This window comes from Variovorax sp. LjRoot84 (genome assembly GCF_964254305.1).
GTDB lineage: Bacteria > Pseudomonadota > Gammaproteobacteria > Burkholderiales > Burkholderiaceae_C > Variovorax.
Window position 1 is genome coordinate 3,576,498 of record NZ_CAXUTE020000001.1, and the last position, 12,726, is coordinate 3,589,223.

10 protein-coding genes are annotated in these 12,726 nt (G+C 68.6%); all 10 read right to left on the reverse strand.

Going from position 1 to position 12,726, the window contains the following annotated elements; translation table 11 throughout:
- Positions 1 to 101: 101 nt before the first annotated feature.
- The 10 genes from ACSQ9I_RS17815 to ACSQ9I_RS17860 are packed head-to-tail and all read right to left on the reverse strand — an operon-like array spanning position 102 to position 12,697.
- Positions 102 to 1,097, reverse strand: a complete 996-nt coding sequence (locus ACSQ9I_RS17815) for a cytochrome d ubiquinol oxidase subunit II (protein ID WP_093107978.1) — start codon at positions 1,095 to 1,097, stop codon at positions 102 to 104.
- A complete protein-coding gene (locus tag ACSQ9I_RS17820; protein WP_436309271.1) occupies positions 1,094 to 2,512 on the reverse strand; it encodes a cytochrome ubiquinol oxidase subunit I in 1,419 nt (472 codons plus the stop codon). The genes ACSQ9I_RS17815 and ACSQ9I_RS17820 overlap by 4 nt, the downstream gene beginning before the upstream one ends.
- Positions 2,513 to 2,558: 46 nt before the next feature.
- Positions 2,559 to 3,212: a DUF6781 family protein gene (locus tag ACSQ9I_RS17825; RefSeq protein WP_436292786.1), complete on the reverse strand. Its 654-nt coding sequence runs from the start codon at positions 3,210 to 3,212 to the stop codon at positions 2,559 to 2,561.
- Between the two features lie 10 nt (positions 3,213 to 3,222).
- Complete coding sequence (phbB, locus tag ACSQ9I_RS17830; protein ID WP_093107984.1) at positions 3,223 to 3,975, reverse strand: acetoacetyl-CoA reductase; 753 nt, start codon at positions 3,973 to 3,975, stop codon at positions 3,223 to 3,225.
- A gap of 40 nt (positions 3,976 to 4,015) precedes the next feature.
- Entirely contained in the window at positions 4,016 to 5,200 is a 1,185-nt protein-coding gene (locus ACSQ9I_RS17835) for an acetyl-CoA C-acetyltransferase (RefSeq protein ID WP_436296302.1), read from the reverse strand.
- A 48-nt stretch (positions 5,201 to 5,248) separates the two neighbouring features.
- Positions 5,249 to 6,718 (reverse strand): PHA/PHB synthase family protein, encoded by a 1,470-nt coding sequence (locus ACSQ9I_RS17840; RefSeq protein WP_436313949.1) that lies wholly within the window; start codon positions 6,716 to 6,718, stop codon positions 5,249 to 5,251.
- A gap of 12 nt (positions 6,719 to 6,730) precedes the next feature.
- Positions 6,731 to 8,065, reverse strand: coding sequence for an NAD(P)/FAD-dependent oxidoreductase (locus ACSQ9I_RS17845; RefSeq protein WP_436313950.1), 1,335 nt, complete (start codon positions 8,063 to 8,065; stop codon positions 6,731 to 6,733).
- Positions 8,066 to 8,097: 32 nt separating this feature from the next.
- Positions 8,098 to 9,441, reverse strand: coding sequence for a dicarboxylate/amino acid:cation symporter (locus ACSQ9I_RS17850; RefSeq protein WP_436304438.1), 1,344 nt, complete (start codon positions 9,439 to 9,441; stop codon positions 8,098 to 8,100).
- Between the two features lie 18 nt (positions 9,442 to 9,459).
- Positions 9,460 to 10,404 (reverse strand): lipoyl synthase, encoded by a 945-nt coding sequence (gene lipA, locus ACSQ9I_RS17855; RefSeq protein WP_436315772.1) that lies wholly within the window; start codon positions 10,402 to 10,404, stop codon positions 9,460 to 9,462.
- Between the two features lie 10 nt (positions 10,405 to 10,414).
- A complete protein-coding gene (locus tag ACSQ9I_RS17860) occupies positions 10,415 to 12,697 on the reverse strand; it encodes an NADP-dependent malic enzyme (RefSeq protein WP_436313951.1) in 2,283 nt (760 codons plus the stop codon).
- Between the last annotated feature and the right edge of the window lie 29 nt (positions 12,698 to 12,726).

The window sequence follows — 12,726 nt, forward strand, 5'->3', positions numbered from 1 at the left end:
GTGAATTCATGAACCCGTTATTGCACAAGGCCGCGCGGGCCGCATCAGTGGCTGCCCGGTGGCGCGTGTCACGGGTGGTTTCATTCAGGCCCAGTGTCTGCTCAGGCATAGCGCAGTTCGCCGGTCTTGCCGCGGAAGACCCGGTAGGAGAATACGGTGTAGCCCACGATGGCCGGCACCGAGATGCACACGCCCACCAGGATCACCTTGAGCGCCGGTGCGCTGCTGGCCGCCTGCCAGATCGTGAGCTGGCCGATCACCACGTAGGGATAGATGCTGTAGGCCAGCCCCAGGAAGCCGAGCACGAACACCATGACCAGCAGCACGAAAGGCAGCCAGCACACCGGCCCGCGCACCATGCGCGTGTTCAGCAGGCCGCGCACGGCGAGCAGCGCCGCGCCGGTCATGAGCGGAATGGCGGCCAGCGCCAGGATCTCGGGCAGCGCGAACCAGCGCTCGCGCACCTCGGGGCTGATCCAGGGCGTGGCCATCGAGATCAGCAGCATGCCGCCGACCATCGGCGCCCAGGCGGTGCGTGCCCATTGCACGGCGCGCTCCTGCAGCGCACCCTCGGTCTTCATGATGAGCCAGGCCGCGCCCATCAGCACGTAGGCCATCGGCAGCGCCACGGCGATGGCGGCGGCGAACAAGGGATAGTTCCAGCCGGATCCGAAGCCGCTGATGTAGCGCCCGAGCATCCAGCCCTGCGCCACCGAGGCCAGGGTGGAACCCGCGAAGAAGAGCCGGTCCCAGGTGCGCTTGTGGCTGTCGCGCGCCTTCACGCGGAAATCGAAGGCCACGCCGCGCAAGGTGAGGCCGACGAGCATCAGCGCCACCGGCAGGTAGAGCTCGCCCAGCACCAGGCCGTGCGCCTTCGGGAAGGCAACCAGCAGGATGCCCACGCCCAGCACCAGCCAGGTCTCGTTGGCATCCCAGAACGGGCCGATGGAGGCGACCATCACGTCCTTCTCGGCGTCGCTCGCGCGGTGCATGAGCATGCCCACGCCAAGGTCGTAGCCGTCGCTGACCACGTAGACCAGCATCGAGGCGCCCATCAGCACCATGAAGATCACCGGCAACGCGGCGTCGAAGCTCATGCGCGGCCTCCTTCGGCCATCGGCGCGGTGATCGCGGTGATCGCGCCCGGCGGCGTCGCGGCCCGCTCGACGGCCTCGGTCACCAGCACCTCGTCGGGCTTCTCGGCCATGTACTTGAGCACCGCGACGTACGCCACGATGAGCGCGAGGTACAGCGCGATGTAGAGCGCGAGCGTGAGCCCGATCATCGCGGGCGGCACCTTCGACACCACGTCGGCCGTGCGCACCAGCCCGTAGACGATGTAGGGCTGGCGGCCGATCTCGGTGACGTACCAGCCCGCCACCGTGGCTATCCAGCCCGAGAAGGTCATCCCCGCGAACAGCCACAGCAGCGCGCGCGGCAGCAGCGCCGGTTGCCAGCGCGCGCGGCGGTACAGCCACCAGCCGAGCCAGCTGGTCGCGAGCATCAGCACGCCCATGCCGACCATGATGCGGAAGGCGAAGAACATCGGCAGCGGCGGCGGATGCGCGCCGGCAAAGTCGTTCAGGCCGCGGATCTCGCCGTCGGCCTCGTGCGTGAGGATCAGGCTCGCGCCATTCGGCACCGCGATCTCGAAGCGGTTCCTGCGCGCCTCGGCGTCGGGAATCGCGAACAGCAGCAGCGGCACGCCGCGCCCGGTCTCCCACACGCCTTCCATGGCAGCAATCTTGGCGGGCTGGTGCTTGAGCGTGTTGAGGCCGTGCATGTCGCCCACGACGATCTGCACCGGAATCAGCACCGCCGCCAGCGTGAGCCCTACCCGCATCACGCGCGCCGCGCTGCGCTGTCCCACGCCGCGCAGCACCTGCCAGGCCGACAGGCCGATCAGCAGGAACGCGCAGGTCAGCGCGGAGGCCAGCAGCATGTGCACGAAGCGGTACGGAAACGACGGGTTGAACACCACCGCCGGCCAGCTCGCGACATGGAATTCGCCGTTCACGACCTCGTGGCCCGCGGGCGTCTGCATCCACGAGTTGAGAGCAAGAATCCAGAAGGCCGACAGCGTGGTGCCGAAGGCCACCATGAAGGTCGACAGCAGGTGCACGCGCTCGCCGACCTTGCCGTGGCCGAACAGCATCACGCCGAGAAAACCCGCCTCCAGGAAGAACGCGGTGAGCACCTCGTAGCCCAGCAGCGGCCCCGCCACGTTGCCGACGCGCTCCATGAAGCCCGGCCAGTTGGTGCCGAACTGGAAGCTCATGGTGATGCCGCTGACCACGCCGAGCGCGAAGGTCAGCGCGAACACCTTGGTCCAGAAGCGGTAGGCGTCGAGCCAGCCCTGCGCCAGCGGTGCATTGCCGCCGCCGCGCGTGCGCAGCCAGCGCCAGCGCAAGAACAGCAGCAGCCAGCCCAGTGCGATGCTGATCGTGGGGAACAGGATGTGGAAGGTGATGTTGGCCGCGAACTGCATGCGGGCGAGGATCAGGGCGTCCATCAGGTTCCTTTCGGGCCGGCGGCGGCGCGGCCGCCGCCGGCCTGGGTCATCGCTTCGCCGCCCCGCCCTGCTTCAAGGCTTCCGACATGCCGATGAGCACGCCGCTCACCAGCGCCGAGTAGCTGTCGATCAGCGCCTGCGAGGCGCGCAGGCCCATCGCGCGGCCGTCGCGCAGGCTCTTCTGCGTGTCTTCCATGAGCTGCTCGAGCGCCGCCGTGGCGCGCGCGCCGGTGCCGGTGCCCTTGCCCTGCATCGCCTGGAAGACGCCGCTCCACGGACCGTCGGCCGGCGCCGCCTTGCGCACGCTGGCGAACAGCGTCTCCTCCATCTTCTCGATGTCGGCGAGCGCCTTCTTGAGCTGCGTCTCGCGCAGGCTCACGCCCTGGTCGACCAGCTGTTGCAGCGCGCGCTGGTTGGCCAGCACGGCCTGCTCCAGCGCGCCGTCCATGCCGGCAAAGACCTTGCCGAGCAGGCCTTCCACATCGGGCGCGGGCAGCTTGCTGCCGGCCGCGCCGGCCGAGGCCGTCCTGGTGACCGTGCCCAACACCTGCCGGATGTTCGCCAGCGTGAGCTCGCGGCCCTGCAGCGCCTTGAGCGTGGCCTCGTGCACCGCCTTGCGCACGGTCTCGCCCTGCTTGGCGGAGGCCTCGGAGAACTTCTTGATCAGTGCGACCTGATCGATGCCGTTTTTGAGGATCATGGTCGTTTGCTCATTGCATGTGCTGGCCGCCATTGATGGCGATGTTGGCGCCGGTCACGAACGCCGCCTCTTCCGAGGCGAGGTAGATGATCAGGCCCGCCACCTCCTCGGGCTTGCCGAGACGGCCCACGGGGATGTGCGGCAGGATCTTGCTGTCGAGCACTTCCTTCGGAATGGCCGTGACCATCTTGGTGCCGATGTAGCCCGGCGAGATGGTGTTCACGGTGACGCCCTTCTTCGCCACCTCGAGCGCCAGCGCCTTGGTGAAGCCATGCACCCCGGCCTTGGCGGCCGAGTAGTTGGTCTGTCCGAACGCGCCCTTCGAGCCATTCACCGAGGACACGTTGATGATGCGGCCCCAGCCGCGGTCCACCATGCCGTCGGCCACCTGCTTGCTCATGTTGAACAGGCTGTCGAGGTTGGTGCGCAGTACCGCGTCCCAGTTGATGCGGTCCATCTTCTTGAAGGTCATGTCGCGCGTGATGCCGGCGTTGTTGACCAGCACGTCGACCGGGCCCAGCCGCGCCTGCACCTCCGACACGGCGCGCGCGCACGAGTCGAAGTCCGCCACGTCGCAGGGCACGGCCAGAATCTCATAGCCGCGCTGCGCCATCTGCGCCACCCACTCGGCGTGCGACTTGTTGCCCGGCGAATAGGTCACCGCGAGCTTGTAGCCTGCATCGACCATCTTGGTGGAGATCGTCTCGCCCAGGCCACCCATGCCGCCGGTGACCAGGACCACTTGTTGCTGCTTCTCGCTCATCTGCTTTCTCCTTGGTACGTTGTGTGACTAAGAAAATCGGTCAGGCGCGCTCGACGGCCAGCGCCACGCCCATGCCGCCGCCGATGCACAGCGAGGCCAGGCCCTTGTTGGCGCCGCGGCGGCGCATCTCGTGCAGCAGCGTCACCAGCACGCGGCAGCCCGAGGCGCCGATGGGGTGGCCGATGGCGATGGCGCCGCCGTTGACGTTGATGCGGCTGGTGTCCCAGTCCATCTCGCGGTTGACCGCGCAGGCCTGCGCCGCGAAGGCTTCGTTGATCTCCATCAGGTCGAGGTCCTGCGCCTTCCAGCCGGCCTTCTTCAGCGCCAGCTGCGAAGCGGGCACCGGGCCCATGCCCATGAGCGACGGGTCCAGCCCTGCGCTCGCGTAGGCGCGGATCACCGCGAGCGGCTGCAGGCCGAGTGCGGCGGCGCGCGAGGCCGACATCACCAGCACCGCGGCCGCGCCATCGTTCAGGCCCGAGGCATTGCCGGCCGTCACCGAGCCGGTCTTGTCGAAGGCCGGGCGCAGGCCGGCGAGCGCATCGGCGTTGGTCTTGCGGTTCACGAACTCGTCGGCCGCAAAGACGACGGGGTCCCCCTTCTTCTGCGCAATGCTGAAGGGCAGGATCTCGTCGTCGAAGCGCCCCGCGTCCTGCGCGGCCGCGGCCTTCTGCTGCGAGGCCAACGCCAGCGCGTCCTGCATCTCGCGCGTAATGCCGTACTTCTTCGCCACGTTCTCGGCCGTGGTGCCCATGTGGTACTGGTTGTAGACGTCCCACAGGCCGTCCACGATCATGGTGTCGACCAGCTTCCAGTCGCCCATGCGCTGGCCGTTGCGCGAATTGGGCAGCACGTGCGGCGCAGCGCTCATGTTCTCCTGGCCGCCGGCCACCACGATCTCGGCGTCGCCGCACTTCACGGCCTGCGCCGCCAGCATCACGGCCTTCAGGCCCGAGCCGCAGACCTTGTTGATGGTGAGGCCCGGCACGCCGACGGCCAAGCCGGCCTTGATCACGGTCTGGCGCGCGGGGTTCTGGCCCGAGCCGGCCGCGAGCACCTGGCCCATGATCACCTCGGACACCGCATCGCCCGGCACGCCGGCCTTCGCGAGCAGGCCCTTCACCACATGCGCGCCCAGCTCGGGCGCGGCCGTGCCGGCGAGCGAGCCGCCGAACTTGCCGACCGCCGTGCGTTGCGCGGCCACGATCACGATATCGTCTGACATGAGAGTCTCCTTGGGGGTTGATGCGAAGGGAATGACGACGGCCCGGCTTCAGGCCGCCTTGGCTTTGACATAGCGCCCGGGAGCGGGCTCGATCACGGGAAAATCCGCGCTGCCCAACGCGCGGCGGGCGGCGACCTTCGCGCCGGCATGCGCGGCGAGCCAGTCGCTCCACGCGGGCCACCAGCTGCCGTCGATGCTCTGCGCGCCATCGAGCCAGGCGCCGGCGTCGGACGCGAGATCGCCGACCCAGTGGTTGCGCTTCTTCTTCGCGGGCGGGTTGATCACGCCCGCGATGTGGCCGCTGGCGCCGAGCACGAAACGCGTGTCGCCGCCGAGCAGTTGCGTGCCGGCATAGGCGGTTTTCCACGGCACGATGTGGTCGTCGCGCGAGGCGTAGACGAAGGCCGGCGCATCGACGCGCGATAGATCCACCGGCACGCCGCACTGCACCGTGCCGCCGGGTACGCGCAGCCTGTTCTCCAGGTAGGTGTTGCGCAGGTACCAGCAGTACATCGGCCCCGGCAGGTTGGTGTCGTCGCCGTTCCAGTACAGCAGGTCGAAAGCCGGCGGCGCCTTGCCTTTGAGGTAGCCGTTGACCACGTAGGGCCAGATCAGGTCGTTGGCGCGCAGCGCGGCGAACACGGTCGCGAGCTCACGGCCCTTGAGCAGGCCGCCGCGGCCGATGGTGGCTTCGCGCGCGGCCACCATGGCCTCATCCACCATCAGGCCCAGTTCTCCGGTGTCCGAGAAATCGAGCATCGCGGTCAGCAGCGTGACGCTGGCGGCCGGCGTTTCACCGCGCGCGGCGGCTACGGCCAGCGCGCTGCCCAGCAGCGTGCCGCCGATGCAGAAGCCCAGCGTGTTGACCTTGTCGGCACGGGCGATGCTCCGCGCGACATCGAGCGGCCGCAGCACGCCTTGCTCGACGTAGTCGTCCCAGCCCAGATGGCCCTGCTCGGCCGAGACATTGCGCCACGACACCAGGAAGACGGTGTGGCCCTGTTCGACCGCATAGGCAACCAGCGAGTTACCCGGCTGCAGGTCGAGGATGTAGAACTTGTTGATGCAAGGCGGCACGATGACCAGCGGGCGCTTGTGGACCTTCGCCGTGGACGGCGTGTACTGCACGAGCTGCATCAACTCGTTCTCGAACACCACGCTGCCGGGGCTGGTCGCGACGTTGCGGCCGACCTCGAAGGCCTCGTCGTCCGACATCGAGATGCGGCCCTTCGCCACGTCCGCCAGGAAGAGACGCGCACCTTCGAGCAGGCTCGCACCGCCGGAGTCGAGCGCGGCCTGCATCGCCTCGGGGTTGGTGGCGAGGCTGTTGGCCGGGTTCATGGCATCGACGACCTGCCGCAGCGCGAAGTCCATCTGTGCCTTGCCGCGCGCGTCGAACGGCGCCGCCTCCAGCGCACGGCGCATCAATGCGCCGAACTGCGTGTGCCCCTGCGACAGGCCCTGCTGCCAGGCTTGCAACCACGAGGTCGCATCGAGATCGGGTGAGGGTTGGGTCATGGCCGTGACTGCTCAATGCAGCTTGACGTGGGGTTCGGTGCGCCGCGTGATGAGGCGGGCGAGCGTGTCGAGCGAGACCTTGACGACGCCGTGCAGCGCCAGCTCGTGCATCTTGTAGAGCGACATGTACATGAGCCGCGCGAAGCGGCCTTCGATCATCAGGCTGCCGCCGACGGGCCCGCCCATCATGTTGCCGACGGTGCTGAATTCGCCGAGCGACACCAGCGAGCCGAAGTCGCGGTAGCGGTAGGGCTTGAGCGCCTTGCCCGCCATGCGCCGGCGGATCTGCGCCGCGACGTGCGAGGCCTGCTGGTGCGCCGCCTGCGCGCGCGGCGGCACCAGGCCGCCCTTGCCGTCGTTGGCCTCGGGCCAGTCGCAGGCCGCACAGTCGCCGATGGCGAAGATGTCGGCATCGCGCGTGGTCTGCAGCGTCGGCAGCACCGCGAGCTGGTTGCTGCGGTTGGTTTCGAGTCCCGCGATGTCCTTCATGAAATCGGCCGCCTTCACGCCCGCGGCCCACACCACCAGCTCGGCCGGCAGCGTGCGGCCGTCGGCCAGGCGCACGCCCTCGGGCAGCACCTCGGCCACCCTGGCCGAGGTGTGCACGTCCACGCCCAGCTTGCGCAGGAGCGCCTCGGTGGCGGCCGACATGCGCGGCGGCAGCGCGGGCAGGACGCGATCGGCGGCCTCGATCACGCTGACCTGGATGTCCTTCTCGGCATCCACGCGATCGAGCCCGTAGGCCACGACCTCGCGCGTGGTGCGATGCAGCTCGGCCGCCAGCTCCACGCCGGTGGCGCCCGCACCGATGATCGCCACGTGCAGCTGCTCGGGCCGCAGCGGCGCGGTCTGCGCGTGCGCGCGGATGCAGGCGTTGACCATGCGCTGGTGAAAGCGCTGGGCGTCCGCCTTCGACTCGAGCCGCAGCGCATGCTCGCGCACGCCGGGCGTGCCGAAGTCGTTGCTGAGACTGCCGATGGCGACGACCAGCGTGTCGTAGCCGAACGCGCGCGCCGGCGTGACCAGCCGGCCCTCGTCGTCCATGTAGGGCGCGACATGCACCTCGCGCCGCTCGCGGTCGATGCCGGTGAGCTCGCCGAGCCGGAAGCGGAAGCGGTGCCAGTGCGCCTGCGCGAGATAGTCGACCTCGTGCGCACTCATGTCCATGCTGCCCGACGCGATCTCGTGCAGCTTGGGCTTCCACACGTGGGTGCGGTGCTTGTCGATCAGCGTGATGTCCGCCATGCCGCGCTTGCCCAGCGTATCGCCGAGACGCGTGGCCAGCTCCAGACCGCCGGCACCGCCGCCCACGATGACGACTCGGTGCCTCTGCACGGGGCTGTTCATGGTTGGCTGCTCCGTACAGGCATGTGGTCGCTTCAGCGCGGCTGGGCCACGGGCATGTGGGTTTCGACCTGATCCAGCACTGCCTCGGGCGCGTCGGCCTCGGCCGGCGTCTCGTTGTCCAGGATGCGCTTCATGCGGGCGGCGTCCAGGTCGTTGGTCCACTTGGCGACCACCACCGTGGCGACGCCGTTGCCGATCAGGTTGGTCAGCGCGCGGGCTTCCGACATGAAACGGTCGATGCCCAGGATCAGCGCCAGGCCCGCCACCGGCACGTGCCCCACTGCCGACAGCGTGGCGGCCAGCACGATGAAGCCGCTGCCGGTCACGCCGGCCGCGCCCTTGGACGTCAGCAGCAGCACCAGCAGCAGCGTGATCTGTTGCGTCACCGTCATGTCGGTGTTGGTGGCCTGCGCGATGAACACGGCCGCCATCGTCAGGTAGATCGAGGTGCCGTCGAGGTTGAACGAGTAGCCGGTCGGGATGACCAGGCCGACCACCGACTTCTTGGCGCCCAGGTTCTCGAGCTTGGCCATCATGCGCGGCAGCACCGATTCGCTGGAGGAGGTGCCCAGCACGATCAGCAGCTCTTCCTTGATGTACTTGATGAACTTCCAGATCGAGAAGCCGTGCGCCCGCGCGATGCCGCCGAGAATGACGAAGATGAACAGCAGGCACGTGGCGTAGAAGGTCGCCATCAGCTGGCCGAGCTGCAGCAGCGAGCCGACGCCGTACTTGCCGATCGTGAATGCCATCGCGCCGAAAGCGCCGATCGGCGCCACCTTCATGATGTAGCCGACGATGACGAACAGGACGTGGGAGAACTTCTCGATGAAGTCGAACACCAGCGTACCGCGACCGCCGAACTTGTGCAGCGCGAAGCCGAACATCACGGCGAACAGCAGCACCTGGAGAATCTCGCCCTTGGCGAACGCGTCGACCACCGTGCTCGGGATCACATGCAGCAGGAAGTCGACCGTGCCCTGCATCTGTCCAGGCGCTGTGTAGGCGGCGATCGCCTTGGTGTCGAGTTGGCTCACGTCGATGTTCATGCCGGCGCCGGGCCGCACGACGTTGATGATGACCAGCCCCACCACCAGCGCAATGGTGCTGACGATCTCGAAGTACAGCAGCGCCAGGCCGCCGGTCTTGCCGACCTTCTTCATGTCCTCCATGCCGGCGATGCCGACCACCACCGTGCAGAAGATGATCGGCGCGATGATCATCTTGATGAGCTTGATGAAGCCGTCGCCCAGCGGCTTCATTGCCGCGCCGGTCTGTGGATAGAAATGGCCCAGCAGCACGCCGATGACGATCGCAGTGATGACCTGGAAGTACAGGGACTTGTAGAAGGGCTTGGATACGGGTTGGTGGTCCACGAATGTCTCCTAGAAAATTCAGACGCCGGCGGCATGCGCCTGCCGGTCGGCGTGGTAGCTCGACCGCACGAGCGGTCCGCAGGCGGCATGGGCAAAGCCCATGGCGTGCGCCTGCTGCGCAAGAGTTTCGAATTGCGCCGGAGCGACGTAGCGCGCAACCGGCAGGTTGCCGGGGCGCGGCTGCAGGTACTGGCCGACGGTGAGCATGTCGACGCCATGGCGGCGCAGGTCGCGCATCACCTCCAGCACTTCGTCGTCGGTCTCGCCCAGGCCCAGCATCAGGCCCGACTTGGTGGGCACGCCGGGGCAGCGCGCGCGGAACGACTGGAGCAGCCGAAGCGAGTGCATGTAGTCGGCGCCGGGTCGCGCCTGGCGGTACAGGCGCGGCACGGTCTCGAGGTTGTGGTTCATCACGTCCGGCGGGTCGGCCGCGAGGATGTCGAGCGCAACCTCGGCGCGGCCGCGGAAGTCGGGCGTGAGCACCTCGATCTGCGTGCCGGGCGACTGCCTGCGCACCGCGCGGATGCAGGCGGCGAAATGCGCCGCACCGCCGTCGCGCAGGTCGTCGCGGTCGACGCTGGTGATCACCACGTACTTCAGGCGCAGCCGAGCGACCGTGTCGGCCAGGTGCTGCGCCTCCTGCGGATCGGGCGGCTGCGGACGGCCGTGGGCCACGTCGCAGAAAGGGCAGCGACGCGTGCAGAGGTCGCCCAGCACCATGAAGGTGGCGGTGCCCTTGCCGAAGCATTCGCCGATGTTCGGGCACGAGGCCTCTTCGCACACGGTGTGCAGGCTGGCCTCGCGCAGCGTGCGCTTCACCTCGCGGAAGCCCTCGCTCTGCGAGACGCGCACGCGGATCCAGTCGGGCTTGGGCAGGGCCGGGCCTGCCTCGGCCACGCGGATCGGTATCCGGCGCGTCTTGGCGGCGCCGCGCTGCGGGCCATGGAGCACGATGTCGTTCATGGCCGTGCCGTCAGGACGCGCCGCGGTGCGAGTTGGCATCGACCACCGTCAGCGCCGTCATGTTGACGATGCGGCGCACCGTGGACGACGGCGTGAGGATGTGCACCGAGCGCGCGGCGCCCAGCAGGATGCCTCCCACCGTGATGCCGCTGCCGGCCGCCATGCGCAGCAGGTTGTAGGAGATGTTGGCCGCGTCGACGTTGGGCATGATGAGCACGTTGGCTTCGGTGTCCAGCGCCGAGTCCGGGAACTCGTGGTCGAGGATCGACTTGGACAGCGCCGCGTCGCCGCGCATCTCGCCTTCCACCGCGAGCTGCGGATCGCTCGCCTTGATGAGCGCGAGCGCCTCGCGCATCTTCACGGCCGAGGCCGCATCCGAGCCGCCGAAGTTCGAGTGCGACAGCAGCGCCACGCTCGGCGTCACGCCGAAGCGGCGCACCTCTTCGGCCGCCAGCAATGTGATCTCTGCGATCTGCGCCGCATCGGGGTCGCGGTTGACGTGCGTGTCGCAGATGAAGAGCTGGCGTCCCGGCAGCATCAGCATCTGCATGGCGGCCATGGTCTTGGTGCCTGGGCGCAGGCCGATCACGTCGCGCACATGGCGCAGGTGATCGCCGTAGCCGCCCAGCGTGCCGCACAGCATGGCGTCGGCCCGGCCCTGGCGCACCAGCATCGCCGCGAGCAGCGTGCCGCGGCTGCGCATCTCGGTCTGCGCCACCAGGCGCGAGACGCCGTCGCGGCGCTTGAGCTGGTAGTAGGCCTCGGCGGCGTCGCCGTGCACGGCGGGGTCGAGCAGGTCGACGGCCTCGCAGTCGGTGCCCAGCGCAAGGCGCAGGCCGTACTGCGCGATGCGCTCCGCGATCACCTCGGGGCGGCCCAGCAGCAGCGGCCGCGCCAGGCCTTCGTCCACCACCACCTGCGCGGCGCGCAGCACGCGCTCGTCCTCGCCCTCGGCGTAGACCACGCGCTTGGGCGACTGCTTGGCGGCTGCGAACAGCGGCTGCATGCTGCTGCCCGACTGGTAGACGAACTGCGACAGGCGCTGGCGGTAGGCCTTCATGTCGGCGATGGGCCGTGTCGCCACGCCGCTGTCGACCGCGGCCTGCGCCACCGCGGGCGCGACCGCCTCGATCAGGCGCGGGTCGAAGGGCTTGGGGATCAGGTAGTCGCGGCCGAAGCGCAGGCCGAGCGCGCCGTAGGCCTGCGCCACCACTTCGGGAATCTCGGCATGCGCGAGCTCCGCGATGGCGCGCACGGCGGCAAGCTTCATCTCCTCGTTGATGGTGGTCGCGCCCACGTCGAGCGCACCGCGGAAGATGAACGGAAAACACAGCACGTTGTTGACCTGGTTCGGATAGTCCGACCGGCCGGTGCCGAGGATGGCGTCGGGGCGTACGGCGAGCGCGTCTTCCGGCAGGATCTCCGGCGTCGGGTTGGCCATGGCGAGGATGATCGGATCGCGCGCCATCTCCTTCACCATCTCCGGCTTGAGCACGCCGCCGGCCGACAGGCCGAGGAAGATGTCGGCGCCGCCGATCACGTCGGCCAGCTTGCGCGCCGAGGTGTCCTGCGCATAGCGGGCCTTGTTCGGGTCCATCTGCTCCTTGCGGCCGGTGTAGACCACGCCCGCGCTGTCGGACACGTAGATGTTGTGCAGCGGCAGGCCGAGGCTCACGATCAGGTCGAGGCAGGCCAGTGCCGCCGCACCGGCGCCCGAGGCCACCAGCTTCACCTCGCGGATGTCCTTCTTCACGTGCCGCAGCGCGTTGAGGATGGCGGCGGCCGCGACGATGGCGGTGCCGTGCTGGTCGTCGTGGAAAACCGGGATCTTCATGCGCTCGCGCAGCTTCTTCTCGATGTAGAAGCACTCGGGCGCCTTGATGTCTTCGAGGTTGATGCCGCCGAAGGTGGGCTCCATGCGCGCGATGGTGTCGATGAGCGCGTCGGGGTCGGTCTCGTCGAGCTCGATGTCAAAGACGTCGATGCCGGCGAACTTCTTGAACAGGCAGGCCTTGCCTTCCATCACCGGCTTGCCGGCCAGCGCGCCGATGTTGCCGAGTCCCAGCACCGCCGTGCCGTTGGTGATGACCGCCACCAGGTTGGCGCGCGAGGTGAGATTCATGGCCTCGGCCGGGTCGCGCGCGATCTCCATGCAGGCGTCGGCCACGCCGGGCGAGTAGGCGAGCGCAAGATCGCGCTGGGTGGCCATCGGCTTGGTCGGGTTCACCGAGATCTTGCCGGGCGTGGGAAAGCGGTGGTAGTCGAGGGCAGCTTCGCGCAGGTTGTCGGACATGGTTTTGTCTCCGTGTGTCTGTCTGTACT